The organism is Nocardioides pinisoli (genome assembly GCF_024199985.1).
Classification (GTDB): domain Bacteria; phylum Actinomycetota; class Actinomycetes; order Propionibacteriales; family Nocardioidaceae; genus Nocardioides; species Nocardioides pinisoli.
The window spans coordinates 298792-323638 of record NZ_JANARS010000005.1 but is presented as its reverse complement, the minus strand read 5'-3'; the positions used below and the strand labels follow the sequence as shown (position 1 = coordinate 323638).

The 24847-nt window shown below is 72.9% G+C and carries 27 protein-coding genes; 17 read left to right on the top strand and 10 right to left on the bottom strand.

Annotated features, from left to right (window positions below; genetic code table 11):
- Positions 1–101: 101 nt before the first annotated feature.
- Complete coding sequence (locus NCI01_RS13380) at positions 102–938, bottom strand: TspO-related membrane protein (protein WP_254181979.1); 837 nt, start codon at positions 936–938, stop codon at positions 102–104.
- Between the two features lie 39 nt (positions 939–977).
- On the bottom strand, positions 978–1904 hold the full coding sequence (locus NCI01_RS22770) for a GNAT family N-acetyltransferase (RefSeq protein WP_254181978.1): 927 nt from the start codon (positions 1902–1904) through the stop codon (positions 978–980).
- A 64-nt stretch (positions 1905–1968) separates the two neighbouring features.
- Between NCI01_RS22770 and fdxA the strand changes: the two genes are divergently transcribed.
- Together fdxA and dapC are read left to right on the top strand one after the other, a co-directional pair.
- Positions 1969–2295: a ferredoxin gene (gene fdxA / locus NCI01_RS13370; RefSeq protein WP_056604759.1), complete on the top strand. Its 327-nt coding sequence runs from the start codon at positions 1969–1971 to the stop codon at positions 2293–2295.
- A complete protein-coding gene (gene dapC / locus NCI01_RS13365; RefSeq protein ID WP_254181977.1) occupies positions 2295–3422 on the top strand; it encodes a succinyldiaminopimelate transaminase in 1128 nt (375 codons plus the stop codon). Before fdxA ends, dapC begins: the two co-directional genes overlap by 1 nt.
- 110 nt (positions 3423–3532) lie before the next feature.
- Here the strand turns inward: dapC and NCI01_RS13360 are convergent, their stop codons facing one another.
- From NCI01_RS13360 to NCI01_RS13350, 3 genes are read right to left on the bottom strand one after another with little or no spacing between them, the layout of a single operon-like run.
- The gene (locus NCI01_RS13360; protein ID WP_254181976.1) at positions 3533–4501 is read right to left on the bottom strand and encodes a VldE C-terminal domain-containing protein; all 969 of its coding nucleotides are present in this window, start codon (positions 4499–4501) and stop codon (positions 3533–3535) included.
- Positions 4502–4508: 7 nt separating this feature from the next.
- Positions 4509–5450, bottom strand: a complete 942-nt coding sequence (gene dapD / locus NCI01_RS13355) for a 2,3,4,5-tetrahydropyridine-2,6-dicarboxylate N-succinyltransferase (RefSeq protein WP_254181975.1) — start codon at positions 5448–5450, stop codon at positions 4509–4511.
- Positions 5451–5494: 44 nt separating this feature from the next.
- The gene (locus tag NCI01_RS13350) at positions 5495–6040 is read right to left on the bottom strand and encodes a DinB family protein (protein ID WP_254181974.1); all 546 of its coding nucleotides are present in this window, start codon (positions 6038–6040) and stop codon (positions 5495–5497) included.
- 171 nt (positions 6041–6211) lie between these two features.
- Here NCI01_RS13350 and NCI01_RS13345 point away from each other — a divergent pair, with 171 nt between their 5' ends.
- Both NCI01_RS13345 and ileS read left to right on the top strand, forming a co-directional pair.
- The gene (locus NCI01_RS13345) at positions 6212–7249 is read left to right on the top strand and encodes a hypothetical protein (protein WP_254181973.1); all 1038 of its coding nucleotides are present in this window, start codon (positions 6212–6214) and stop codon (positions 7247–7249) included.
- 416 nt (positions 7250–7665) lie between these two features.
- Positions 7666–10866 carry an isoleucine--tRNA ligase gene (ileS, locus tag NCI01_RS13340; protein WP_254181972.1) on the top strand — a complete coding sequence of 1067 codons (3201 nt, stop codon included), beginning with the start codon at positions 7666–7668 and terminating at the stop codon, positions 10864–10866.
- Positions 10867–10887: 21 nt separating this feature from the next.
- Here the strand turns inward: ileS and NCI01_RS13335 are convergent, their stop codons facing one another.
- Entirely contained in the window at positions 10888–11676 is a 789-nt protein-coding gene (locus NCI01_RS13335; protein WP_254181971.1) for an ABC transporter permease, read from the bottom strand.
- Positions 11673–12671: an ATP-binding cassette domain-containing protein gene (locus NCI01_RS13330; RefSeq protein WP_254181970.1), complete on the bottom strand. Its 999-nt coding sequence runs from the start codon at positions 12669–12671 to the stop codon at positions 11673–11675. Before NCI01_RS13330 ends, NCI01_RS13335 begins: the two co-directional genes overlap by 4 nt.
- Positions 12672–12762: 91 nt before the next feature.
- On the opposite strand from NCI01_RS13330, the gene NCI01_RS13325 reads away from it, so the two are divergent.
- The 6 genes from NCI01_RS13325 to NCI01_RS13300 are packed head-to-tail and all read left to right on the top strand — an operon-like array spanning position 12763 to position 16892.
- A complete protein-coding gene (locus tag NCI01_RS13325; RefSeq protein WP_254181969.1) occupies positions 12763–13530 on the top strand; it encodes a TetR/AcrR family transcriptional regulator in 768 nt (255 codons plus the stop codon).
- 37 nt (positions 13531–13567) lie between these two features.
- Positions 13568–14623, top strand: coding sequence for a succinyl-diaminopimelate desuccinylase (gene dapE / locus NCI01_RS13320; protein ID WP_254181968.1), 1056 nt, complete (start codon positions 13568–13570; stop codon positions 14621–14623).
- 20 nt (positions 14624–14643) lie between these two features.
- The gene (locus NCI01_RS13315) at positions 14644–15390 is read left to right on the top strand and encodes an LOG family protein (protein ID WP_254182104.1); all 747 of its coding nucleotides are present in this window, start codon (positions 14644–14646) and stop codon (positions 15388–15390) included.
- Positions 15390–15698, top strand: coding sequence for a DivIVA domain-containing protein (locus NCI01_RS13310; protein ID WP_254181967.1), 309 nt, complete (start codon positions 15390–15392; stop codon positions 15696–15698). Before NCI01_RS13315 ends, NCI01_RS13310 begins: the two co-directional genes overlap by 1 nt.
- 16 nt (positions 15699–15714) lie before the next feature.
- A complete protein-coding gene (locus NCI01_RS13305; protein ID WP_254181966.1) occupies positions 15715–16137 on the top strand; it encodes a hypothetical protein in 423 nt (140 codons plus the stop codon).
- The gene (locus NCI01_RS13300; RefSeq protein WP_254181965.1) at positions 16137–16892 is read left to right on the top strand and encodes a M14 family zinc carboxypeptidase; all 756 of its coding nucleotides are present in this window, start codon (positions 16137–16139) and stop codon (positions 16890–16892) included. The genes NCI01_RS13305 and NCI01_RS13300 overlap by 1 nt, the downstream gene beginning before the upstream one ends.
- Positions 16893–16955: 63 nt before the next feature.
- Here the strand turns inward: NCI01_RS13300 and NCI01_RS13295 are convergent, their stop codons facing one another.
- The gene (locus NCI01_RS13295) at positions 16956–17801 is read right to left on the bottom strand and encodes an enoyl-CoA hydratase/isomerase family protein (RefSeq protein ID WP_254181964.1); all 846 of its coding nucleotides are present in this window, start codon (positions 17799–17801) and stop codon (positions 16956–16958) included.
- Between the two features lie 180 nt (positions 17802–17981).
- Between NCI01_RS13295 and NCI01_RS13290 the strand changes: the two genes are divergently transcribed.
- Genes NCI01_RS13290 through NCI01_RS13280 form a run of 3 tightly spaced genes read left to right on the top strand, consistent with a single transcriptional unit; the run spans position 17982 to position 20091 of the window.
- Positions 17982–18149: a DUF3117 domain-containing protein gene (locus NCI01_RS13290; RefSeq protein WP_082602897.1), complete on the top strand. Its 168-nt coding sequence runs from the start codon at positions 17982–17984 to the stop codon at positions 18147–18149.
- A 2-nt stretch (positions 18150–18151) separates the two neighbouring features.
- Positions 18152–19732 carry a leucyl aminopeptidase family protein gene (locus NCI01_RS13285; RefSeq protein WP_254181963.1) on the top strand — a complete coding sequence of 527 codons (1581 nt, stop codon included), beginning with the start codon at positions 18152–18154 and terminating at the stop codon, positions 19730–19732.
- Positions 19732–20091 carry a hypothetical protein gene (locus tag NCI01_RS13280; RefSeq protein WP_254181962.1) on the top strand — a complete coding sequence of 120 codons (360 nt, stop codon included), beginning with the start codon at positions 19732–19734 and terminating at the stop codon, positions 20089–20091. The genes NCI01_RS13285 and NCI01_RS13280 overlap by 1 nt, the downstream gene beginning before the upstream one ends.
- Positions 20092–20097: 6 nt before the next feature.
- Here the strand turns inward: NCI01_RS13280 and NCI01_RS13275 are convergent, their stop codons facing one another.
- A complete protein-coding gene (locus NCI01_RS13275; RefSeq protein ID WP_254181961.1) occupies positions 20098–20757 on the bottom strand; it encodes an O-methyltransferase in 660 nt (219 codons plus the stop codon).
- Positions 20758–20997: 240 nt separating this feature from the next.
- On the opposite strand from NCI01_RS13275, the gene sigE reads away from it, so the two are divergent.
- From sigE to NCI01_RS13260, 3 genes are read left to right on the top strand one after another with little or no spacing between them, the layout of a single operon-like run.
- On the top strand, positions 20998–21597 hold the full coding sequence (gene sigE, locus NCI01_RS13270) for an RNA polymerase sigma factor SigE (RefSeq protein WP_254181960.1): 600 nt from the start codon (positions 20998–21000) through the stop codon (positions 21595–21597).
- Positions 21597–22118: an anti-sigma factor family protein gene (locus NCI01_RS13265; RefSeq protein WP_254181959.1), complete on the top strand. Its 522-nt coding sequence runs from the start codon at positions 21597–21599 to the stop codon at positions 22116–22118. Before sigE ends, NCI01_RS13265 begins: the two co-directional genes overlap by 1 nt.
- Positions 22115–23755 carry a trypsin-like peptidase domain-containing protein gene (locus NCI01_RS13260; RefSeq protein WP_254181958.1) on the top strand — a complete coding sequence of 547 codons (1641 nt, stop codon included), beginning with the start codon at positions 22115–22117 and terminating at the stop codon, positions 23753–23755. Before NCI01_RS13265 ends, NCI01_RS13260 begins: the two co-directional genes overlap by 4 nt.
- A gap of 12 nt (positions 23756–23767) precedes the next feature.
- Here the strand turns inward: NCI01_RS13260 and NCI01_RS13255 are convergent, their stop codons facing one another.
- A complete protein-coding gene (locus NCI01_RS13255; RefSeq protein WP_254181957.1) occupies positions 23768–24013 on the bottom strand; it encodes a helix-turn-helix domain-containing protein in 246 nt (81 codons plus the stop codon).
- Positions 24014–24112: 99 nt separating this feature from the next.
- On the opposite strand from NCI01_RS13255, the gene NCI01_RS13250 reads away from it, so the two are divergent.
- Entirely contained in the window at positions 24113–24844 is a 732-nt protein-coding gene (locus NCI01_RS13250) for a CpaB family protein (RefSeq protein ID WP_254181956.1), read from the top strand.
- The last annotated feature ends 3 nt before the right edge of the window (positions 24845–24847 follow it).

The following is a 24847-nucleotide window of genomic DNA, read 5'->3' as shown; positions in this document are numbered from 1 at the left end:
CTGCCGGTGGCAGGGGGTGTGTCAGGCCCCGCGGTCGTCGCGACGACCCTAGGTGGGTCGGGGGATGCTGCGCGACCGATTTGTCGCCGCGAGTCGAGTGCTCACGCGGTCGTGGTCGCCGCGTGGCCCCGCACTCGACCGTCGCGGACAGCAGTGCGGGCGGTGATCGCCAGCACCGCGACGGCGGCGACCGCCGCGACGACGCCGACCAGGGTGGAGGCCGGCTCGTCGGTGAGCCGCCCGACCGCGATCCAGGCCAGGCCCCACGCGGCGGCCGCGGCGAAGGCCCACCGCGGCCCGGTCCGGGCCACGACGACCGCCGCGACCACGACGACCACGGCGATGACGAGGGCCGCGACGAGCTCGCCCACGAGGGTGGAGGTCTCGACGTCCTCGGCGACCAGGGTGGCGGTGATGTTGGCGCAGGTGGCCACCGCGACCCAGCCGAGGTAGAGCCCGAAGGTGCCATCGACCACGACCCGCTGGACCAGCGACGGCGCGGGTCCGAGGTCGGCCAGGCGCTGCACGAGCATCCCCAGCACGACCACGAGCGCGAGGATCACCACCACGCTCGCCCACAGCCAGCCCTGCTGGGTGACGAGCAGCCACGCCGCGTTGAGCACCATCGAGGCTGCGGCCAGCCACCCGGTGCGGCGGGCGCGCGGGTCGGTCGTCGAGCCCGGCAGCCACTGCCACACGGTGTAGGCGGCGAGCCCGGCGTAGACCACCGACCAGATCGAGAAGGCCGGGCCGAGCGGGGCCAGCAGGGTGGCGTCCGCGGCGAGCGCACCGCCCGAGGACTCCTCGACGCGGGTGCCGATGACCCCCACGCCGACCAGGGTCCCGATCACGCAGAAGACCTCGGCCAGGGTCACGACGACCTGGCGGCCGCGGTCGGCTCCGGTGGCGGCGGGTGCGGTCCTCTGCGCGGTGCTCACGTCGCCATCCAACACGACCGCAGGTGACGGAAAGCGGCGCTACGAGGCCACCAGGTAGCGGTTGGTGTGGTGGGTGACGAAGCCGTGCCGCTCGTAGAGCGCGAGCGCTCCCGCGTTGTCCGTCTCCACGTGGAGCAGGGCCGTGGTCGCGCCGCGCGACGCGCCCCAGTCCAGGACCTCCGACAGCACGGCGGTGGCCAGGCCGCGGCGCCGCGCGGCCGCCTCGACCACGAGCGACTCGACCAGCAGCCAGTCCCCGGACAGCACCCCGCGCCCTGTCGCGACTCCCGAGCCCACCGACACCGAGACCGACCCGGGACGCTCGTCGAGGGTGGCGGGGACGTCCGGCGCGGCCGACCGGACCGAGCGCAGCGCCCGGGCCACGGAGGCCAGCTGGGCGTGCGCGTCGCCGTCGCCCATCGGCACGAAGCCCAGCGGCGCGAGCGTCCGCTCCACCAGCGATCCGCGCTCGACCTGCACGGTCGGGGTCTGGTCGAGCGCCTCGTAGAAGCGACGTACGCCGAACGCGGCGTCGGCCCAGCCGATGCCCGGCTCGTGCATCGCCAGCGCGGAGTTGCCCCGGCGTCGCAGCCGGCCGCCGTGCGGGGGAGAGGCCCGCAGCAGCCACCGGCCCAGCGGCTCGGTCGTGACCGAGTCCCACAGCGCTGCGACATGCTCCTCGACCTCCTGCGCCGACACCCGCGCGCGCACCGACGCCCGGGGCGGGACCGGCTTGCCGGTGACCACGTCGGCCAGCGCCACGACGACGGGTCCGTGGCCGTCGCGGTCGATGGTCAGCGAGTCCTCGCCCCACGCCGTACAGGTGCCGAGGACGTCGCTCGCGCGGCCGTCGGGCAGCAGGTGGCGCACGACGACGCGCTGGCCGACGACGTGGGGACCGAGGCGGTGTCGGCCCACGCGCGCCTCGTCCGTCTCGCCGGGGTGGGGTTCTGACGTGTCGGGCACCCGCCGGATACTAGAGTGAGAGGACTCCAGCCCGATCCGACCATCCGCCTTTCAGGAGGACCTGGTGACCTACGTCATCGCCCAGCCGTGCGTCGACCTCAAGGACCGCGCGTGCGTCGACGAGTGCCCCGTCGACTGCATCTACGAGGGCAAGCGGATGCTCTACATCCACCCTGACGAGTGCGTCGACTGCGGCGCCTGCGAGCCGGTCTGCCCGGTCGAGGCGATCTTCTACGAGGACGACACCCCGGAGGAGTGGAAGGGCTACTACGACGCCAACGTCCACTTCTTCGACGACCTCGGCTCGCCCGGCGGTGCCGCCAAGATGGGCGTCATCGACAAGGACCACGAGCTCGTCGCCGCGCTGCCCCCGCAGGAGCACGACGAGTGATGTCGCAGCCGGTCTCGCACCGGCTCCCGGACTTCCCGTGGGACAAGCTCACGACCTACGCCGCGACCGCACGCGCGCACCCCGACGGGGTTTGTGACCTCTCGGTCGGTACGCCGGTCGACCCGACGCCCGCCGTCGTCCAGGACGCGCTGCGGGCGGCGGCCGACTCCCCGGGCTACCCGACCACCATCGGGCTCGAGGCGACGCGCCAGGCCGCGATCGACTGGCTGGCCCGTAGGCACGGCGTGACGGGCCTCGGGCTGGACGGCGTGCTGCCGGTGACCGGCTCCAAGGAGCTGATCGGGTCGATGGCGCTCCACCTCGGCATTGGCCCGGGCGACCTCGTCGGCTACCCGGCCCTCGCCTACCCGACCTACGAGGTGGGTGCCGCCCTGGCCGGCGCCGACAGCCTGGCCACCGACTCGCTCACCGCCTTCGGCCCTCGCACCCCACGCCTGCTGTGGCTCAACAGCCCGGCCAACCCCACCGGGCGGGTGCTGCCGCTCGCCCACCTCCGCAAGGTCGTCGACTGGTGCCGCGAGCGCGGCACCGTCCTCGTCTCCGACGAGTGCTACATCGAGTGCGCGTGGTCCGACGACCCGGCCGAGCGGCCGCTGTCGGTCCTCGACCCGCAGGTCAACGGCGGCTCCCTCGACGGCATCCTCGCCGTCCACTCGCTCTCCAAGCGCTCCAACCTCGCCGGCTACCGCTGCGCGTTCCTGGCCGGCGACCCCGCCCTGGTCGGCGAGCTGCTCGCCGTCCGCAAGAACCTCGGCCTGCAGATGCCCGGGCCCCAGCAGCGCGCGATGATCGCCGCGCTCGACGACGACGCCCACGTGGACGAGCAGCACGCTCGCTACGCCGCGCGCCGGGCGAAGCTGAAGGACGCCCTCGAGTCGGCGGGGTTCCGCATCGACCACTCGGAGGCCTCGCTCTACCTCTGGGCACAGCGTCTGACCGAAGCAGGGGCCGAGGACTGCTGGGACACCGTCGCGTGGATGGCCGAGCGGGGCATCCTCGTGGCGCCCGGCGAGTTCTACGGCGCGGCCGGCCGCCAGCACGTACGCGTCGCGTTCACGGCGACCGACGAGCGCATCGATGCCGCCGTCGCCCGACTCGCGGGCTGAGCGTCGGACCTGTCGGGGGAGTCTGACACTTCGCGGGGGTTGCAACGGCCACCAAGTGGCGGAGTCCCCGCTCGAGCGGGGACTCGACGGGCGCGTGGGACGACGACCCGTCAGTCGAAGACGTCGACGTGCACGTGGTCGCGGTGCTCCAGGATCGCCCGGTCGCCACCGGACGACGACGGCACGCGGTAGTCGCGCCAGCCGTCGCCGGCCCACGACCCGGCGCGCCAGATGCGGTCGTCGAAGATGATCGTCCTGATGTCGAGCCGGTCGGCGTTGGCGACGAGGTAGTGGGCCATCGCCCAGCCGCGCTTCTTGTTCTCGTCGTTGACCGGCCGGAAGAACACGTCGATCGCCCGCCCCTCGTAGTGGGCCGAGCCCTCCATGTGGCCGCTCGACACGCCTCCGGGCTCGAACCCGCCGAGCGACAGCGCCCCGAAGCGCTCCTCCAGGTCACGGCGTACGGCGACCGCGCGGGCGACGAGCCCGGACTCGTCGAGCACGTCACCCGCCTCGTCGGCGTCGCCGGGGACGTCGCACCACAGGGCGGCGCGTGAGTTGCCGGTGAGCGCGGAGGCGAGCACGCGGCCGTCCTTCTCGTGGTCGGCGTAGGCGTCCGGGAAGCCCGAACGCTGCACCTCCTGGGCGGCGACCGTGATCTCCATCGAGTCGTAGCCGTCGACCTGCTGCAGCGCGTCGTAGAACGCGTTGGTCGCGTAGACCGGGTCGGTCAGCTGGGCCACGCTGCCCCAGCCCTGGGAGGGCCGCTGCTGGAACAGGCCGACGGAGTCGCGGTCGCCGTAGTCGATGTTGTAGAGCTCGGACTCCTGGTAGGCCGTGGCCAGCGCGATGCTCGCCGCCCGCGCGGGCAGGCCGCGCTCGACGGAGATCGCCGTGATGAGCGCGGCGTTCTCGGCCTGCTCGAGGTCGACCTCGACGGTGTGGCCGTCCACCTCGGCGGTGCACCCGCTGGTGTCGAGCAGGGGCGGGACCGCCCCGCGGTCCACGAGGACCACGGCGGTCGCCACGACGCCGAGCGCGACCACCGCGCCGACCGCAGCCGTGCGGAGGGAGGGCACCGGGGCCCTAGTTGGCGTGCAGTGCCGCGTTGAGGGCGATGCCCTCGCCCTTCCACGGCACGGCCTCGACGGCGCCGCTGACCGAGTTGCGGCGGAACAGGATGTTGTCGACGCCCGAGAGGGTCCCGGCCTTGACGACCGTGGGCTTGCCGTCCATGTCGCTGACGGTGACCTTGGTGCCGGCGGTGACGTAGCAGCCCGCCTCCACGACGCAGTCGTCGCCGAGGGAGATGCCGATGCCGGCGTTGGCGCCCAGCAGGCAGCGCTCGCCGATGGAGATGACCTCCTTGCCGCCGCCCGACAGGGTGCCCATGATCGACGACCCGCCGCCGACGTCGGAGCCGTCGCCGACGACCACGCCGCCTGAGATCCGGCCCTCGACCATCGAGGTGCCGAGCGTGCCGGCGTTGAAGTTCACGAAGCCCTCGTGCATCACCGTCGTCCCCTCGGCGAGGTGGGCGCCGAGCCGCACGCGGTCGGCGTCGCCGATGCGTACGCCGCTGGGGACGACGTAGTCGACCATGCGCGGGAACTTGTCGACGCCGAAGACGGTGACGTGCTGGCCGCTCGCGCGCAGGCGCGCGCGGGTCGCCTCGAAGCCCTCGACCGCGCAGGGGCCGGCGGAGGTCCACACGACGTTGGTCAGCAGGCCGAAGATCCCGTCCAGGTTCTGCCCGTGGGGCTTCACCAGGCGGGTGGAGAGCAGGTGCAGCCGGAGCCAGACGTCCTCGGTGGAGGCGGGTGCCTCGTCGAGGTCGGCGATCTCGACCAGCCGCACCTCACGTCGTACGCCGCGGACCTCGTCGTCACCCTCCAGCGCCGTGAGCTCCGACGGGGCGTCACCCTCGGTCGCGCCGAGGACCGGGGAGGGGAACCACGCGTCGAGGACGGTGTCGCCGGACGGTCCGGGGGAGAGGGTCAGCAGGCCGTAGCCGGAAGCAGCAGTCACGGGCACAGCCTACGGAGGGCGACCCACCCGCCCGGGGGTGAGGTCTACTGGCCGGTGCGGCCGTCGATGCACTCCCGCACCAGGTCGGCGTGCCCGCAGTGGCGGGCGTACTCCTCGATCATGTGGACCACGATGTCGCGCACCTCGGTGGGCTCGCCGTGCACGTCGACGATCGCGTCGAGGTCGGCGCGGTCGAGGACCTCGCGGGCGTAGGCGATCTCCGACTGCCACAGCGCGTGGCTCGCCCGGACGAGGTCGTCGTCGGCGTCGGGGAAGGTGAAGCCGGCGTCCTCCGACTCGTCCTGGAACAGCCGCGGGAGGTCCATCCGCGCCTCGATCACCCGGCGGAACCAGCTCTGCTCGACCCGTGCCATGTGGCGGACGAGGCCCAGCAACGAGATGTTGGACGGCGGCACCGCCCTCGTCGCCAGCTGCTCGGCGGTGAGCCCGTCGCACTTCAGAGCGAGCGTCTGGCGGTAGTGCTCGAGGTAGCCGAGCAGGCACTCGCGCTCGCCGCGCGTCGGGCCCATCTGCATCCGCGGGTCCTGGTCGCTCGGGAGCCACATGCCGTCGTGTCCGGGGTTCGCCATGAGGCCAGCCAACCGTCCGCGGGTGCTGGTAGTCCACCGGGATTCCGTCGTGTTCGCGGCCCCTCGACGACCGGATCCCGGTGGACTACCCCCCCCGCGGAGACGGTGTGCGTGCCTGAACTGCCCTGTGGACGACCGGCTGGGGCCAGCCCACCGGGGAAGAACGTCCCCGTGCTGGAACCCACCTCGCTCCGCGTACGCCGACCCCGGCTGGTGGTCCCCGTCCGCGTCGATCCCGCTGGCCTCGAGGGCCCCACGCCGGGAAGCGCGCGAGGACCCGGCTGGCGTCGCACGAGCCAGGGGTTCTACGTCCCGTCCGATGTCGAGCGCAGTCCCGAGCAGCGGATCGTGGAGGCGGCCGTCGTGCTGCGTGACGACGAGGCGGTGACCGGGTGGGCATCGCTTCGCTGGATGGGTGCTGCATGGTTCGACGGCACCACCGGCCCCACCGCGCTGCGCGACGTACCGCTGCTGGCTCGTCGGGACCGGGCCGCCCCTCGCGGCGCCGTGGTGAGCCAGGAGTTCCTGCACCCCGACGAGATCACCTCGGTGGACGGCGTCCCGGTCACCCACGCCGTGCGCTCGGTCCTCCGCGAGATGCGCCTTGCCCGAACCCTCGGCGACGCAGTGGTCGCTCTCGACATGGCGTGTTACGCCGACCTGGTCAGCCTGGCCGAGGTCGCGACCCGTATCCGGGAGCTCGGTCCGGTGACAGGCGTCCAGCAGGCGCGGGACGCGCTGGCGCTCGGCGACGAGAACTCGTGGTCGCCGCAGGAGACCATGATGCGCGGGGTGTGGACGAGGATGACGGACCTCGAGCGCCCGCTCGCGAACCGGCCGGTCTTCTCGCTGGACGGGCACCACGTGGGCACGCCGGACCTCGTCGCGCCTGTGCTCGGTCTCGTCGCGCAGTACAACGGCAGCGACCATCTCTCGCTCGCCGGTGCAGCGGCCGACACGAAGAAGGACGCGGCCTACCGCGACCTCGGCCTGGAGACGGTGACCATGCTCGCGACCGACCGGAGCGACCTCGACGACTTCGTCGCGCGCTTGAACGCCGCTGCGCGACGAGCCGCGGCCGGGAACGGCAGGCGCCTGTGGACGCTCCAGGAGCCCGCGTGGTGGACGCCGACCCACACTGTGGCTCTCCGCCGGGGGCTGCAGGACCACGACAGGACGCGGCTCCTCCGTTACCGGCGTACGGCCTGAGCCGGCGGACGCCGGCCCGCGCACCAGCCCCGCACCCGCGTGCCAGAAGGGTTAGTCCACCGGGATCCTGCTGCCCTGAGGGCTGTCGGACAACCGGATCCCGGTGGACTACCGCGCGCGGGGCTCGGGCCCGGGGCCCGCGGACGATGGCGGCGCGCCAATCAATTGGCGCGCCCGCGCGCGAGCGCCGTACGATCGGCTCAGGCGTCTGAGCCGTCATCAGCGGCGAGCCTCGGGAAGAACGGGTACGGCGATCCGGCCGCGGCCTCACTAGACCCCGACGGGTACGGCCCGACACAGCCGAACGAAGCGGTCCGTCCCAGCCGGGGCGGGCAAGCGAGGTGGTACCGCGGTCAGCAGATCGTCCTCGTGGTGACAAGCCCGAGTCGAACGACCCACCGCGAGGAGCACCCCCGATGGCCTATCCCAAGGTCTCGCACACCGACGCCACCACCGTCGCGAGCAGCCCGCGCTTCCCCGAGATCGAGGAGGCGGTGCTGGCCTACTGGGAGTCGGACGACACCTTCCGCGCAAGCGTCGAGCAGCGTGACGCCGGCCAGGACGGCGCCAACGAGTTCGTCTTCTACGACGGCCCGCCCTTCGCCAACGGGCTGCCGCACTACGGCCACCTGCTCACCGGCTACGTCAAGGACCTCATCCCGCGCTACCAGACGATGCGCGGCCACAAGGTCGAGCGCCGCTTCGGCTGGGACACCCACGGCCTGCCCGCCGAGCTCGAGGCGATGCGCCTCAACGGCATCAAGACCACCGACGAGATCGTCGAGCTGGGCATCGAGAAGTTCAACGAGGCGTGCCGCCAGAGCGTGCTGAAGTACACCGGCGAGTGGCGCGACTACGTCACCCGCCAGGCGCGCTGGGTCGACTTCGACAACGACTACCGCACCATGAACCCCGAGTTCATGGAGTCGGTCATCTGGGCCTTCAAGCAGCTGCACGACAAGGGCCTGGTCTACGAGGGCTTCCGCGTGCTGCCCTACTGCTGGAACGACGAGACGCCGCTGTCCAACCACGAGCTGCGCATGGACGACGACGTCTACCAGATGCGCCAGGACCCGGCCGTCACCGTCGGCTACGACGTCACGACCGACGGACCCTTCAAGGGCGTGAAGGTCCTCGTCTGGACGACGACCCCGTGGACGCTGCCGTCCAACCTCGCGGTGATGGTCGGCGAGGACATCGACTACGTCGTCGTCAGCTCCGACGGCCCGACCGGGAGCCCGGAGCGCTACCTGGTCGCCGAGGCCCGCCTCGCGTCGTACGCCCGTGAGCTGGGGGAGTCGCCGGAGGTCACCTGGCGCGGCACCGGCGCCGAGCTCGTCGGCCTGGAGTACGCCCCGCCGTTCTCCTACTACGCCGGCCACCCGCGCGCCTTCCGCCTCGTGCCCGCCGAGTTCGTCACGACCACGGACGGCACCGGGCTGGTCCACACCGCCGGCGCCTTCGGTGAGGACGACAAGGTCGTCACCGACCGCGAGGGCATCGAGGCCGTCATGCCGGTCGGCAAGGACGGGCGCTTCACGTTCCCCGTCACCGACTACGAGGGCATGCAGGTCTTCGACGCCAACCTGCAGATCCTCGACCACCTCAAGGCGGCCACGCGCGGCGAGGCCGCCGGCTCCGTCACCCCCGGCACCGTGCTCGTGCGCCGCGAGACCTACGACCACTCCTACCCGCACTGCTGGCGCTGCCGGCAGCCGCTGATCTACAAGGGCGTCTCGTCGTGGTTCGTCGAGGTGACCAAGGTCAAGGAGCGCCTGATGGCGCTCAACCAGGACATCCGCTGGGTGCCCGAGCACATCAAGGACGGCCAGTTCGGCAAGTGGCTGGAGAACGCCCGCGACTGGTCGATCACCCGCAACCGCTTCTGGGGCTCGCCCGTCCCGGTCTGGAAGTCCGACGACGAGCACCACCCGCGCGTCGACGTCTACGGCTCCTTCGAGGAGATCGAGCGCGACTTCGGGCGCCTGCCGCGGGACAAGGACGGCAACCCCGACCTGCACCGCCCGTTCGTCGACGAGCTGACGCGCCCCAACCCCGACGACCCGACCGGGAAGTCGACGATGCGCCGCGTCACCGACGTCCTCGACGTCTGGTTCGACTCCGGCTCGATGAGCTTCGCGCAGGTGCACTACCCGTTCGAGAACAAGGACTGGTTCGACAGCCACTTCCCGGGTGACTTCATCGTCGAGTACATCGGCCAGACCCGCGGCTGGTTCTACACGATGCACGTCCTGGCCGGCGCGATCTTCGACCGCCCGGCGTTCTCGACGTGCCTGAGCCACGGCATCGTGCTGGGCAACGACGGCCAGAAGATGTCGAAGTCGCTGCGCAACTACCCCGACGTGCGCGAGGTCTTCGACCGCGACGGCGCCGACGCGATGCGCTGGTTCCTCATGTCGAGCCCGATCCTGCGCGGCGGCAACCTGGTGGTCACCGAGCAGGGCATCCGCGACTCGGTGCGGCAGGTGCTCATCCCGCTGTGGAACAGCTGGTCCTTCTTCAGCCTCTACGCCAACGCCGCGAAGGGCGGCGAGGGCTACGACGCCACCTGGCGCACCGACAGCGCCCACCCGATGGACCGCTACATCCTGGCCAAGCTGCGTGACTACGTCGCCACGATGACCGACCAGCTCGACAACTACGAGGTGGCCGCGGCCTGCGACTCCACCCGTGGCTTCCTCGACGTGCTGACCAACTGGTACATCCGGCGCTCGCGCGAGCGCTTCTGGGACGAGGACCCCGACGCCTTCGACACCCTCTACACGGTGCTCGAGGTCGTCTGCCGCGCCACGGCGCCGCTCCTGCCGCTGACCACCGAGGAGGTCTGGCGCGGCCTGACCGGCGAGCGGTCGGTCCACCTCACCGACTGGCCGTCCGCCGACGACCTGCCCGCCGACGAGTCGCTGGTCGCGTCGATGGACACCGTCCGCGACGTCTGCTCGGCCGGCTCCGCGCTGCGCAAGGCCGCCAACCTGCGCAACCGGCTGCCGCTCGCGCGGCTGACCGTCGTCACCGACGCCGACCTCACCGGCTTCGGGTCGCTGGTCGCCGACGAGCTCAACCTCAAGGCGGTCGACGTCCTCGCCGCCGACGCACCCGAGGCCGCGGCCTACGGCGTCTCGCAGCGGCTCACCGTCAACGCCCGCGCCGCCGGGCCGCGCCTGGGCAAGGACGTCCAGCTCGCCATCAAGGGCTCGAAGTCGGGCGACTGGTCGGTCGCCGACGACGGCACCGTGACCGCGGGCGGGCTCGCGCTGGTCGAGGGGGAGTACGCCCTCGAGACGGTCGCGGGGTCCTCCTCCGACGACACGGCGATCGGCATGCTGCCCGGCGGAGGCTTCGTGGTCCTCGACACGGCCGTCACCGCGGAGCTCGAGGCCGAGGGCACCGCCCGCGACCTGGTGCGCGCGGTCCAGCAGGCCCGCAAGGACGCCGGTCTCCAGGTCAGCGACCGGATCGCCCTCACGCTCTCCGGACCCGAGGCCACCCTGGCGGCGGCCCGGACCCACGAGGGGCTCATCGCCGAGGAGACCCTCGCCACGAGCGTGGCGTACGCCGACGCGGCAGAGGTGTCGGTCGAGGTCGCCCGGGCCTGAGCGGCCCGGGCGACCCCGCCCTCAGCCGGACAGCCGTCGGTAGGCCCGCGCGGACAGCGGGACGAACACCGCCGCGATCACCAGTGGCCACACGAGGGCCACGGTGGTCGCGTGCTCGGCCAGCGGGCCCGTGGTGATCCCCGTCGGGTTGCCGAACAGGTCCCGGCAGGCCGCGGCGGTCGCGGAGACCGGGTTCCACTGGGCGACGGTGCCCAGCCAGGCCGGCATGTCCTCGGGCGAGACGAAGACGTTGGACAGGAAGCCCAGCGGCCACACCAGCACCTGGACGGCCATCACGCCGCCCTCGCCGCGCAGCACGAGGCCGAGGAGGATGCCCACCCACAACAGGGCGAACCTCAGCCACAGCAGGAGCGCCACGGCGAGCAGGCTCTCGGACCACGAGCCGCCGGCGCGCCAGCCGATCACCAGCCCGCCGCCGACGAGCACCAGCAGCTCGACCGTGGAGTTGGCCAGGTCGGCGCCCGCGCGGCCGAGGGGCACGGCGACGCTGCTGATCGGCAGCGACCGGAAGCGCTGGGTCACGCCCCGCTTCGAGTCGTTGGCGATCGCCGTCATGGTGCCCTCGAGGCCGAACATCATCGCCAGCGCGAACATGCCGGGCATCAGGTAGTCGAGGTAGTCCCCACCGCCCGGCAGCACGATCGAGCCGCCGAAGAGGTAGCCGAAGACCAGCACCAGCATGATCGTGAACGCGATGCCGAACAGCGGCGTCCACGGCTCGCGCTGCCAGTGCTTGAGGTCGCGCAGCATGATGATCCAGCTCTGGCGCAGGGTGGTCGTGGCGCTCATGAGTGGCTCTCCTCAGGGGTCGCGGTGCGGTCGGTCAGGTGCAGGAAGACCTCGTCGAGGGTCGGTTCGCGCAGGTGCACGTGCGTCGGGGTGACGCCCGAGGCGTCGAGCGCGCGCACCACGGCGACCAGCGCGTGCGTGCCGCCGGCGGTGCCGGCCTCGACGACGAGCCCCCCAGCGTCGCGGTCCACGTGGACCTCCGAGTGCGTGACCGCGGCCACCGCGTCGCGCACGACCGCCGCGTCGACGGCGTCCGGGAGCCCGACCAGGACCCGGTCGCCGCCGAGCCGCGACTTGAGCTCGGCGGGGGAGCCCTCGGCCACGACGCGACCCGCGTCCATGACGGTGATGCGGTCGGCGAGCTGGTCGGCCTCGTCGAGGTACTGGGTGGTCAGCAGCACGGTCGTGCCGAGCGCGACCGCGCGGCGTACGGCCTCCCACACGTCGGCCCGGCCGCGCGGGTCCAGCCCGGTGGTCGGCTCGTCCAGGAACAGCACCGCGGGGCGGGTGAGCAGGGCGACGGCGATGTCGAGCCGGCGTCGCATGCCGCCGGAGTACGTCGACACCTTGCGGTCGGCGGCCTCGGTGAGGTCAAGGGCCTCGAGGAGCCCGGCGGCCCGGTCCCGTGCCGCCGGCGTGGACAGTCCGTGCAGCCGGGCGAACATCACGAGGTTCTCGCGTCCGTGGAGCACCTCGTCGAGCGCGGCCGCCTGGCCCACCAGGCCGATCGCCGAGCGGACCTGCGCGTGCTGTGACCGCACGTCGAGGCCGGCGACGCGTGCCTCTCCCTCCTCGACCCGGGTCAGGGTGGCGAGGGTGTTGACGGCCGTGGACTTGCCCGCCCCGTTGGGACCGAGCAGGGCGTGCACGGTCCCGCGCTCGACGGTCAGGTCGAAGCCGTCGAGGGCGGCCGTGCCGCCGTAGTGCTTGCGCAGCCCTCGGGCGTGCAGGGCCGGCCCTGTCGCCGGTGCTGGCAGGGATGGTGCCTGGGTCATCGTGCCTCCTTTGTCGTACGCCGTACGGAATGAAGCGGGTGGACCCTACCATTTATTCCGTACGACGTACGAAGAAGTTAGGGTGGCGCTTGTGACCGAACCGGACCCCGTGCTGCGGCTGCTGTGGCGACACCGCGTGCCGGCCGTCGCGGACGCCGGGGCGCGCCGGGGGCCGCGGCCGAAGGTGACCCTCGACGACGTCGTCGACGCCGCCATCGAGCTCGCCGACCGCGACGGCCTGGCGGCGCTGTCGATGAGGGGACTGGCGCAGCACCTGCACCTCGGGGCGATGACGCTCTACACCTACGTCGCCAACCGCGGCGACCTCGTCGTGCTGATGGTCGACCAGGTGCTGGGCCGCACGACGCTGCCCGGACACCCCGCGGACCTGCGCGAGCGGCTCGAGCAGGTGGCGCGCCTGCAGTACGAGGAGTGCCGCGCCCACCCGTGGCTGCTGGAGGTCACCGGTGTGCGCGCCTGGCTCGGTCCCCACGTCGCCGACCGCTACGAGTGGCAGCTGGCCGCGGTCGAGGGGATCGGCCTCGACGACGTCGAGATGGACCAGGCCGTGACCCTCCTGGTGTCCTTCGGCACCGGCGTGGCCCGGGCCGAGCAGGCCGTGCGCGCGGCCGAGCGGGAGTCCGGGATGACCGATGCCGAGTGGTGGGAGGCCAACCACGAGGCGCTCGCCGAGGTGATGGCCGGCCACGACTACCCCCTCGCGGGCCGGGTGGGCACGGCCGCCGGCGAGGCCTACCAGGCCGCGAGCGACCAGCGCCGCGAGCTGGACTTCGGCCTGGGGCGCATCGTGGACGGGCTCCTCGCCCACCTCGCGTCCCGGCAGCCGGGGCGTGGGTGAGCGATCGTCGCGAGGCCCGGGTGATTGGATGAGCGGCATGCCCCTCGATCTCTCCGCCGACGTCGTCACCCTCACCCAGGAGCTCGTCGACATCTTCTCCGTCAGCCACCACGAGCAGGAGATCGCCGACGCCGTGGAGGAGGCGCTGCGCGGGCTGTCGCACCTCACCGTCACCCGCCGTGGGCACACGCTGGTCGCGCGCACCGACCTGGGCCGCGGTGAGCGCGTCGTGCTCGCCGGGCACATCGACACCGTGCCGCTCAACGACAACCTGCCCTCGCGGCTCGAGGACGGCGTCCTGCACGGCCTGGGCAGCTGTGACATGAAGGGCGGCGACGCGGTCATGCTCAAGCTCGCCGCCGACCTCACCGAGCCCAACCGCGACCTCACCTTCATCTTCTACGAGGCCGAGGAGGTCGACTCGGTCCACAACGGCCTGCGCAAGCTGACCGAGAGCGACCCCGACCTGCTGCAGGCCGACTTCGCGATCCTCATGGAGCCCAGCAACGCCTCGATCGAGGCGGGCTGCCAGGGCACCATGCGCGTCGACGTGCGGACGACCGGGGAGCGCTCGCACAGCGCCCGCAGCTGGAAGGGCGTCAACGCCATCCACCTCGCCGGGCCCGTGCTCGACCGGCTCAACGGCTACGTCGCGAGGCAGCCCGAGATCGACGGCCTGACCTTCCACGAGGGCCTCAACGCGACCGGCATCCGCGGCGGCGTCGCCGGCAACGTGATCCCCGACGAGTGCGTCGTCGAGGTCAACTTCCGCTTCGCCCCCGACCGCAGCGAGGCCGACGCGGAGGCGTTCGTCCGCGACTTCTTCGAGGGCTACGACGTCACGGTGACCGACATGGCCGCCGGCGCGATGCCCGGGCTCGACCGGCCCGCCGCGAAGGCGTTCGTCGATGCGGTGGGCGGCGAGGCCGCGCCGAAGTTCGGCTGGACCGACGTCGCGCAGTTCACCCGCCTCGGGATCCCGGCGGTCAACTTCGGCCCCGGCGACCCGATGTTCGCCCACAAGCAGGACGAGCACGTCCCCGCCGAGCACGTCGAGCGCTGCGAGCGCATCCTCAAGGAGTGGCTCGCGTGAGCGACCGGCAGGTCGACCGCATGGCCGGACCGGTCATCGAGCGTCGCGGCCAGGTCCACGAGGGCAGCACCACCGACCAGCGCCTGCTCGACTCCCGGGGCGCCACCGACTGGGTCCACACCGATCCCTGGCGCGTGCTGCGGATCCAGGCCGAGTTCGTCGAGGGCTTCGGCGCGCTCGCCGAGACCGGCCCCGCCATCGCAGTCTTCGGCTCCGCCCGCACGCCGGTCGACCACCCCTTCTACGCGATCGGCGAGGAGGTCGGCCGCAAGCTGGTCGAGGCCGACTTCGCCGTCATCACCGGCGGCGGCCCGGGCGCCATGGAGGCGGCCAACAAGGGTGCCTGCGAGGCAGGCGGCGCCAGCGTCGGCCTCGGCATCGAGCTGCCCTTCGAGTCCGGCCTCAACCAGTGGGTCGACAAGGGCATCAACTTCCGCTACTTCTTCGCCCGCAAGACGATGTTCGTCAAGTACTCCCAGGGCTTCGTCGTCCTGCCCGGCGGCCTCGGCACCCTCGACGAGCTCTTCGAGGCGCTGACGCTCGTGCAGACGCGCAAGGTGACGTCGTTCCCCATCGTGCTGATCGGCACGTCCTACTGGTCGGGCCTGGTCGGCTGGCTGCGCGAGACCGTGCTGGCCGAGGGCAAGATCAACGCCGCCGACCTCGACATGCTGGTGCTCACCGACGACGTCGACGAGGCCGTGTCGCTGATGGTGGCCGCGCGCGAGGACCGCTGGCCCTCACCGGAGCCGGAGCGACCCGAATGATGACGTGGTTCTTCGCGATCCTCATCGTCCTCGCGATGGGCGGCGTCGCGATGGTGGCCTCCGGACGCGGCGGGTCGATGCCCCCGGCCTACGACGACCGGCCCGACCTCGCCCTGCCCGACGACCGCCCCCTCGAGGCGCACGACCTGCGCACGGTGCGGTTCCCGCTCGCGCTGCGCGGCTACCGGATGTCCGACGTCGACGCCCTGCTCGCCCGGCTCGCGGGCGAGCTCGAGGACCGGCCGAGCGGCGGGTCGGGCCCCGACCCGGACGCCCCGACCTCGTCTGGCGAGCCGCCTCGCGTCTAGGGCAGACTGCCCCGTCATGTCGTTCCCGATCGTCGTCTGGATCCTCACGGCCCTCGCCGCCGTGGCGATCGTGCTGACCCGGTTGCGCCTCCGCGGCGAGGCAGCGGCGGGCCGCTTCTCGATCAGCAGTCGCGTGCCGCTCGCGCACTTCGTGGCCGGCGTCGTCGCCCTCGTCCTGTGGCTGGGCGTGCTGGTCGCCCCGGAGGACTCCTTCGTCGGGGGAGCCTTCGTCGGGATCCTCGCCATCGCCTTCTGGTGGGTCACCGCCATCTGCGGACTGCTGATCCTCGCGCGGTGGCTGCCGGCCAAGGGCCGGCACGCGCCCGAGGCCGCCGGCGACTCGTGGAGCGACGGACCGGGGCTGTCCCTGCTGGCGCACCTCGGCATGGTGGTCGGCGTCCTGGTCTTCACCTACGCCTACCTCTCGGCGGCCGTGTGATGCGCGCCCCGTCGGCGTACGTCGTCGCGCTGGGGCTGACCACCGCCGGGCTCGCCCTCCCGGCGCAGGCGGTGTCCGTCGACGCGGGTCCCGGCGAGCGGCCGGCCGTCGTCGAGGTCCGCACGATCGGCCACTCCGTGAAGGGCCGGCCGATCCGGGCCTGGCGGCTCGGCGAGCCGGGCAAGCGACGGATCGTGCTCGTCTCGACGATGCACGGCGACGAGCCGCACACCCGCCGGATCCTGGAGACCCTGCGCGACGGTCGGCCGGTGCGCGGCGTGGACCTGTGGGTCGTGCCGACCTACAACCCGGACGGGTTCGTCCGCGGCACCCGGCGCAACGCTCGCGGGGTGGACCTCAACCGCAACTTCCCGCACCGCTGGCGGGACCTCGACGGCAGCTATGAGTCCGGCCCCCGGCCGGCGAGCGAACCCGAGACGCGCGCCGTGATGGGGTTCCTGCAGGAGGTCGACCCGCGCCGGGTGATCAGCTTCCACCAGCCGCTGCACGGCGTCGACACGGACACCAAGGACCCGGGCTTCGCGCGGCGACTGGCGCGGGCGCTGAGGCTGCCACGGACGACCCTCGACTGCGGCGGGCTGTGCCACGGCACCATGACGATGTGGTTCAACCACCACTTCCGCGGATCGGCGCTCACCGTCGAGTACGGCAGCCGGCCCTCGCGCCACCGGATGGCCGTCCAGGCGCCCCGCCAGCTGCTCGACGCGATCGGCGCCCGCGCGCGCCGCGACTGACGACCGGGTCGAGTGCGCTCGCGGCTGTGGTCGCCGCAGCGCGGCGCACTCGACCGGGTCCGGTCAGCGGCCGTGGAAGACCGGCTTCTCCTTGGCCATGAACGCGTCGACGGCCGCGAGGTGGTCCTCCGTGCCGCCGGTGAGGGCCATCTTGTCGGCCTCGAAGGCCAGCGACTCCTCGAGCGGGTGCGCGGCGGCGTAGGCCACTGCCTGCCGGATCGAGCCGAAGGCCACGGTCGGCCCCGACGCCAGCCGGGCGGCCAGCTCGCCCACCGCCTGCTGGAGCTCGTCGGCGGTGACCACCTGGTTGGCCAGCCCGAGCTCGAGGGCCTCTTGGGCGGTGACGGTGCGCGGGAAGTAGAGCAGCTCCATGGCCTTGGCGCGGCCGACGAGCCGGGGGAGCGTCCAGCTCGACCCGGTGTCGCAGGAGAGCGCGACGCCGGCGAAGGAGGTGTTGAAGCCGGCGGAGTCCACGACGACCCGGAAGTCCGCGGCGAACGCGAGGCTCGCCCCGGCCCCGGCCGCCACACCGTTGACGGCCGCGACGACGGGCTTCGGCATCGTCGCGAGGGCGAGCACGATCGGGTTGTAGTGCTGCTCGACGGTCTCGGAGAGCGGCACGTCGGCCTCGCCCTTCAACCCGGCGAGGTGCTCCTTGAGGTCCTGACCCACGCAGAAGGCGCGGCCGCTGCCGGTGAGCACCACGCACCGCACCTCCGGGTCGTCGGCGACCCGGTGGACGGTGTCGAGCAGGAGGTCCTTGGTGGCGACGTCGAGGCCGTTCATCGCCTCGGGCCGGTTGAGCGTGATCGTCGCGATCCCGTCCTGGACGTGGAGCAGGACGGGGGCGTCGTCGGCGCCGTCGTGAGCGCTGGAACGGTCCGCGCGGTCGGGCTGGGAGGTCGTCATGGCCGCAGTCTGCCCGACGGACACGAGGTGTCGGTTCGCCCTGTGGTGCCGATCACCCGGGTCATGGGGGATAATGGACGTCGTACGACGCCGATCGAGGTGGCCAGCACGACTCAGCCGCCTCGTTTCGCATGTGAAGAGCCACATCCAGTGATGGCTGAACAGGAAGAGGGTGCGCCGATGGCCGCCATGAAGCCCCGCACGGGCGACGGACCGCTCGAGGTCACGAAGGAAGGGCGCGGCATCGTCATGCGGGTCCCGCTCGAGGGCGGTGGACGGCTGGTGGTCGAGCTCAACGCCGATGAGGCCACGGCTCTCGGTGATGCGCTCAAGGGCGTCGTCGGCTGATCGTGCCCACCTCCCCGCTGCCGCCCCAGGTCTCTCCGCCCGGGTTCGCCCTGAGCCCCGCGTTGCCCCACCAGATCGGCGGCGCGGAGGTCTGGGCGTTCCCGGTCCTGCCGGGTGACGACGGTCCGCTGCTCGGCCCCGGTGCCGACGAGGCCGGAGACGCGCTCGGCGTCGACCTCCTCGCCGCGCTCGAGGCGTCGCGGGCCACCGGCCGCACCGGTGAGCTCACGTCCGTCCCGGTGGGTGGCCGGACGACCTCGGAGACCGCATCCGAGACCACCTCCGAGGCCACCTCCGACGGCGCGGCCGACGGACCGGGGCTGGTGCTCCTCGTCGGCGTCGGTGACGCCACCCCGACCGACTTCCGTCGCGCCGGCGCAGCGCTGGCCCGTGCGACCAAGGACCGCGCCAGCCTCGCCACGTCGGTGCCGGCGATCGCACCCGTCGAGGCCCTCGGTGCCTTCGTCGTGGGAGCGATGCTGGGCTCGTTCGCCTTCCACTGGCGCTCCACCGGCCCCAAGGAGCGCCCGGTCGCCCGGATCGTTCTCGCGGGTGTCGACGACGACGGTGCCGACGACGAGCTGGCCCGCGCGATCGCGCTGGGCGGGGCCGGCTGGCGCTCGCGCACGCTGGCCACGGTCCCGGCCAACCTCAAGACGCCGGCCTGGCTGGCCCAGCAGGCGGTCGAGGTCGGCGAGGCAGCCGGGCTCGACGTCGAGATCTGGGACGACGCCCGGCTGGAGGCCGAGGGCTTCGGCGGCATCCGCGCCGTCGGCGGCGGCTCGGTCCACGAGCCGCGGCTCATCCGCATGGACTACACCCCCCGCGGCGCCACCAAGCGCATGCCCACCGTGGTGATCGTCGGCAAGGGCATCACCTTCGACACCGGCGGCCTCGACATCAAGCCCAGCGAGGGCATGCTGACGATGAAGCGCGACATGAGCGGTGGCGGCGCGGTCATCGCGACGATGGCTGCGCTCCGCGACGTCGACTGCCCCGTCCGCGTGGTCGGACTGGTGCCGGCCGCGGAGAACGCCGTCAGCGGCTCCGCGATGCGTCCCGGTGACGTCATCACCCACTTCGGCGGCCGCACCTCCGAGGTCAACAACACCGATGCCGAGGGACGGCTCGTCCTCGCCGACGCGATGGCGTACGCCGTCAGCGAGCTCGCCCCGGCCGCGCTCGTCGACATCGCGACGCTGACCGGTGCGATGAAGGTGTCGCTCGGCCAGTGGACCGGCGGCTACTTCGCCAACCACGAGGGCCTCGCCGACCACGTCCGGGACGCGGCGACCGCATCCGGCGAGAACGTCTGGCGGATGCCGCTGGTCGCCGACTACGAGGACAAGGTGGCCTCCGCCATCGCCGACGGCGACAACGCCGCCGGAGGTGCCGGCGCGATCACGGCCGCCCTCTTCCTGCAGCACTTCGCCGGCGACGTGCCGTGGGCCCACATCGACTTCGCCTCGGCCGCGGAGTCGCCCGCCGACCGCCACGAGTGGACGGCCGGGCCCAGCGGCTGGGGTCCGCGACTGCTCCTGACCTGGCTGGGCTCCGACGACCCGCTGGCCGGGATCGCCTGATGCTCGGGCTCACCGTCCGCTGGTCGCTCGCCGACGCGCCCGAGGGGGTGGAGGACCGGTTGGCCGCCTACGTCGCCGAGACCTCCCACGCCCGCTTCACCGGGATGGCCGGGCTGCGCTTCAAGACCTGGCGGCAGGTCCGCGGCGAGTGGTTCGAGGGCTGCTACGTCTTCGCCACCAGCGAGGCACGCGAGGAGTTCCAGCGCGCCTTCACCGAGACCGCAGCGGAGGCGCCCGGCTCGCAGATCATCGGCAGCCCGCCGATCCTCGTGGAGGCGTGCGACATCGTCGCCGTCGCCGAGGGCTGGGACGGCTTCGCCGCCGCCCCGCGCCTCGAGCCGCTGAGCGGCACCGGCTGACCTGGGTCAGGCCTCGGGGGCCCACTCCTTCTTCGCGGCCAGCAGGCCGTCGCCGACAGGCAGCAGCACGGGCACCAGCGCCTCGTGCTCGAGGATGGTCCGGCCGAGGTCACGGATGGTCACGGTCTCCTCGTCGCGCTGCGCGGGGTCGGCCACCCGGTCGTGCCACAACGCGTTGTCGAACGCCACGATCCCGCCCGGGCGCAGCAGCCGCAGCGCTTCCTTGAGGTAGGCGGCGTACTCGCGCTTGTCGCCGTCGCAGAACACCAGGTCGTAGTGGCCGTCGGTGAGGCGGGGCAGCACGTCGAGCCCGGCGCCGGCGATGGTGCGCGCCCGGTTGCCGGGGATCCCGGCCTCGGTGAAGGTCTCCTTCGCCAGGCGCTGGTGCTCGGCCTCGATGTCGACGGTCGTCAGCACGCCGTCGGCCCGCATGCCGCGGAGCAGCCACAGGCCGGAGACACCGGTGCCGGTGCCGACCTCGACGACCGCGCGCGCGTCGAGCACGGAGGCGAGGAAGCGAAGCGCAGCACCGACGCCAGGGCCGACCGGGGCGACTCCCACCTCCTCGGCGCGGCTGCGGGCGGCGGCCAGGAGCTCGTCCTCGGCCACGAAGTTCTCGGCGTAGGACCAGCTCGCCGGCTTGATCGGCGCAGTGTTGTTCGGCACGCGGCGACTCTATCGCCGGGCGCCGGGGGGCGGGACCCCCGCTCGGCACTCACGCAGCAGCCGCGCGACGTGGCCGGGAACACACGGCCCGGCTCGCTCGTTGGAGGCGATTGACCCGGCCAGGAGTTCTTGGCCGGTCCGCATGGTGTTCACAGGGAACTCTCAGGCGGGATGCCTAGCGTCAGGAAGGACATCGAACCGTTGCAGCTGCGGTCGAGGAAGCCAAGCCAGGGAGCGCCCGTGGGTGAACAGGTCGACGCCACGCCGGAAGCCGTCGACGTGCCCACGTGGGACGAGGTCGTCGAGCAGCACTCTGACCGGGTGTTCCGGCTGGCCTACCGCCTGACCGGCAACCGGCACGACGCCGAGGACCTCACCCAGGAGGTCTTCGTCCGCGTCTTCCGGTCCCTGGACGGCTACACCCCCGGCACCTTCGAGGGGTGGCTGCACCGCATCACCACCAACCTCTTCCTCGACGGCGCGCGCCGCAAGCAGCGGATCCGCTTCGACACGCTGTCCGACGAGCGCGCCGCCAGGCTGACCAGCCCGGCCCCGGCCCCGGAGCTCGCGCTGGCCGACCGGACCTTCGACGACGACATCGAGACGGCACTGGCGACCCTGCCGCCCGACTTCCGCGCGGCCGTGGTGCTGTGCGACGTGGAGGGCCTCAGCTACGAGGAGATCGCCGAGATCATGGACGCCAAGCTCGGCACCGTGCGCTCGCGCATCCACCGGGGTCGCACGATGCTCCGCAAGGCCCTCGCCCACCGCGAGCCGGCAGCCGGACGCTCGCGCTACTCGGGCCCCCGCGCCCCGCGCTCCCGCGGACAGGTGTCGTGATGAGCCACCTCGGATCCCGGGTCAGCGCCCTCCTCGACGGTCGCCTCGCGCCGGAGGAGGAGGAGCGCTGCTGGAACCACGTCCACACCTGCCACTCCTGCCGCGACCTCGTCGAGCAGGAGGGATGGGTCAAGACCCAGCTCGCCCAGCTGTCCTACGGCCCCGGCCAGCCCTCCCGCGACTTCAAGTCCGAGCTGCTCGGTCGCTGCTCGGCGATGCAGTCCGGCTCGGGCCGCGGCCTGGTCGCACCGCAGTTCCCGACCTCACGACACCGCTCCCGCCGCGGCCTCGTCGCCATCGGCGGTGGCGCGGCGAGCGCGTGCGTCGTCGGCGTGCTCGCCCTCGGCGTGGCCGGCACCCCCCGCGTCGACCCCCGCCCACCTGTCACCGACCTGAGCCGGCCGACCGGCTCCTCGAGCCCGGTCGTCACCGACGACCGCGCCGCCCGCACCCCCGCCGCACCCTCCCGGACGCCCCTGGCCGAGCGCCTTGTTGCGATCCGGGAGAAGATTGCTCCGTGAGCGACGAGCACAGGCCCGACGAGCAGACCCCGGACGAGCAGGTCACCGACCAGCCCGCTCCCGGCGAGCGACCCGAGGAGCCCACGCAGCCGCTGGCCGGCTGGCGGCCGACCGGACCGGCTGCTCCGGAGTCGGCCCCTGGGCCGGCGCCCGAGTCGTCCCCTGATGCCGAACACGCCCCGTCGGCCGTCCAGCCCGAGGGCCGGGCCTACGGCGCGCCTGACGCCGCTTCCGCCGATGCCCCCGACACGGCCCCCGACGCAGCCGCCCGGGACGACGTTGCTCCGGGCGGGTCCGGGATGCTCGACGGCCCGCCGCCGCACCGGACGCCCTACGGTGAGCCACCCCAGCAGCAGCCGCGGCCGGGCGCTCACGAGGCCGGGGCCCCGACCGTGCCCTACCCGACCCAGGGGCCCTACGCGCCCTACTCCGGTCAGCGGCCCGATCAGCAGCCCGGTCAGCAGCCCGGTCAGCAGGTCTACTTCGGTCCGGGGCCGCACCCGCGCCCGCCCTACGCCGGACCCTCGCGCGCCTTCCGCCGGGTCCCGCTGTGGGTCTGGCCGGCCGTCGCCTGCCTCGCGCTCGTCGTCGGAGTGCTCGGCGGGCTCGCCGGTGGCGCGATCCAGGACGAGCTCGCCGCCCGTCCGGGGACCAACGACAACGGCCTGAGCGGCGTCCGCACCCAGACCGCCGCTCCGCTGGAGGTCGACAACGGTTCGGTCGCCGCGGTGGCGCAGGCGCTGCTGCCCAGCACCGTCCAGATCGTGGCCGAGCTCGACGGCCAGGCCGGTGGCGCCACCGGCTCCGGCTTCGTGCTGGACCGCGAGGGGCACGTCGTGACCAACGACCACGTGGTCGCGTCCGCGGCCGAGGACGACGGCCCCATCGTCGTCATCGACCACACGGGGGAGCGGCTCGAGGCCTCGGTCGTCGGCCGCAGCTCGGTCTACGACCTCGCGGTGCTGTCCGTCGAGGGCGGCGGCGAGCTCGAGCCGGCCGCCCTGGGCTCCTCCCAGGTCCTCCGCGTCGGTGACCCCGTGATCGCCTTCGGTGCGCCGCTCGGGCTGAGCCAGACCGTCACCTCGGGCATCGTCAGCGCCCTCAACCGGCCGGTGACCACGTCGGGCCAGTCGGAGGACGACTCGTCCTACATCAACGCGGTCCAGACCGACGCCGCCATCAACCCGGGCAACTCGGGCGGCCCGCTGGTCAACCTCGCCGGCGAGGTCGTCGGGGTCAACTCCGCGATCGCCACCAACGGTGGCGCGTCGGGCGAGGCGGGCAACATCGGCGTCGGCTTCGCGATCCCGATCGAGCAGGTCCGCACGACGGTCGACCAGATCCTGCGCACGGGCCGGGCGGAGTACCCCGTCATCGGAGCGCAGGTGCGCACCGGCGGCGAGGTCGACGCCGAGGGTGCGACGATCACCGAGGTCATGCCCGACACCCCGGCCGAGCGGGCCGGGCTGGAGAAGGACGACGTCATCACGGCCGTCGACGACCAGCCGGTGAGCGACGGCATCGCCCTGATCGTGGCCATCCGCACCCACCTGCCGGGCGAGACCGTCGAGATGTCGGTCCTCCGGGGCGGCGAGGAGCGGGTCGTGAAGGTCGAGCTCGACGGCAAGGTCGGATAGTCACCCCACGACCTAGCTGTCGGACGACTCGGCCTCGGCGTCCACGAACGGGTGCTGGTCGACGAACGTCCTCGTCTCGGCGTACATCCGCTGGATGAACTCCTCGAGCTGCACCCGCTCCACGCGCCACTGGCCGCGGCCACCGATCTTGATCGCCGGCAGCTCGCCGCGGCGGACGAGCGCGTAGACCTGCGCGCCAGAGGTGTTGAGCACCTCCGCGACGTCGGCGAGCGTCAGGAAGCGGGGGTCGTCGGCCATGGGGCCATCGTGCCACCGCGCGCTCGGCTCCCGTCGTCGCCCGGCCGTCCCTGTGGAGAGACAGGTGTGAAGTCCGGCTCGTGCGGCAATGATGTCGTCGTGCCTCGGACCACCTCTCGGACCAGCTCCCGGATCCCCGCACGCGGCTCCTCGCCGCACGCCCCGCCGCACGCGCCCGCCCGCGGCACCGACGTGCCGGCCGCGACCCGCGCCACGGCGCCCGGGTGGCGCGACCCCCGGCTCTGGGTCGGCCTGGTCCTGGTGACCGGGTCGGTCGTGGCAGGTGCGCGCATCCTCTCCGGCGCCGACGACCTGACCCCGGTCTGGGCCGCGTCGTCGGACCTCGTCGCGGGGCAGACGCTCACCGCCGCCGACCTCGTGCCCGCCCGGGTGCGCTTCGACGAGGCCGCCGACCACGCCCGCTACCTCGGCGTCGACGACGAGCTCCCGGCCGCGCTCACCCTCACCCGGCCGCTGTCGGCGGGAGAGCTGGTGCCCGCCGCGGCGCTGGGGGAGGACGCGGCCGACGACACTGTGTCGCTCTCGCTCGCGGTGGCGACCGAGCACGTCCCGACCGACCTGGTCCGGGGATCGCGGGTCGACGTGTGGGTCGTGGCCGACCGCACCGTCGCCCCGCGACGCGGGCGCCCGCCCGCCGAGATGGTGCTCGGCGACGTCGTCGTCCTCGACGCGCCCGTCGTGTCCGACGCCTTCGCGTCGGCGACCAGCAGGCAGCTCGTCCTCGCCGTCCCGGAGACCGACGAGGAGTCGCTCGGGGAGGTCCTGGCGGCCGTCGGTGACGACCGGGTCCGGGTCGTCGGTCGGGGTTGACGG

What these genes read in the sequence shown, in the direction of transcription:
- dapC (WP_254181977.1), top strand. Translation starts at nt 2,295, where the DNA reads ATGTCGCAGCCGGTCTCGCACCGGCTCCCGGACTTCCCGTGGGACAAG.
- NCI01_RS13350 (WP_254181974.1), bottom strand. Translation starts at nt 6,040, where the DNA reads ATGGCGAACCCCGGACACGACGGCATGTGGCTCCCGAGCGACCAGGAC.
- ileS (WP_254181972.1), top strand. Translation starts at nt 7,666, where the DNA reads ATGGCCTATCCCAAGGTCTCGCACACCGACGCCACCACCGTCGCGAGC.
- NCI01_RS13335 (WP_254181971.1), bottom strand. Translation starts at nt 11,676, where the DNA reads ATGAGCGCCACGACCACCCTGCGCCAGAGCTGGATCATCATGCTGCGC.
- NCI01_RS13330 (WP_254181970.1), bottom strand. Translation starts at nt 12,671, where the DNA reads ATGACCCAGGCACCATCCCTGCCAGCACCGGCGACAGGGCCGGCCCTG.
- dapE (WP_254181968.1), top strand. Translation starts at nt 13,568, where the DNA reads ATGCCCCTCGATCTCTCCGCCGACGTCGTCACCCTCACCCAGGAGCTC.
- NCI01_RS13315 (WP_254182104.1), top strand. Translation starts at nt 14,644, where the DNA reads ATGGCCGGACCGGTCATCGAGCGTCGCGGCCAGGTCCACGAGGGCAGC.
- NCI01_RS13310 (WP_254181967.1), top strand. Translation starts at nt 15,390, where the DNA reads ATGACGTGGTTCTTCGCGATCCTCATCGTCCTCGCGATGGGCGGCGTC.
- NCI01_RS13305 (WP_254181966.1), top strand. Translation starts at nt 15,715, where the DNA reads ATGTCGTTCCCGATCGTCGTCTGGATCCTCACGGCCCTCGCCGCCGTG.
- NCI01_RS13300 (WP_254181965.1), top strand. Translation starts at nt 16,137, where the DNA reads ATGCGCGCCCCGTCGGCGTACGTCGTCGCGCTGGGGCTGACCACCGCC.
- NCI01_RS13295 (WP_254181964.1), bottom strand. Translation starts at nt 17,801, where the DNA reads ATGACGACCTCCCAGCCCGACCGCGCGGACCGTTCCAGCGCTCACGAC.
- NCI01_RS13290 (WP_082602897.1), top strand. Translation starts at nt 17,982, where the DNA reads ATGGCCGCCATGAAGCCCCGCACGGGCGACGGACCGCTCGAGGTCACG.
- NCI01_RS13280 (WP_254181962.1), top strand. Translation starts at nt 19,732, where the DNA reads ATGCTCGGGCTCACCGTCCGCTGGTCGCTCGCCGACGCGCCCGAGGGG.
- NCI01_RS13265 (WP_254181959.1), top strand. Translation starts at nt 21,597, where the DNA reads ATGAGCCACCTCGGATCCCGGGTCAGCGCCCTCCTCGACGGTCGCCTC.
- NCI01_RS13255 (WP_254181957.1), bottom strand. Translation starts at nt 24,013, where the DNA reads ATGGCCGACGACCCCCGCTTCCTGACGCTCGCCGACGTCGCGGAGGTG.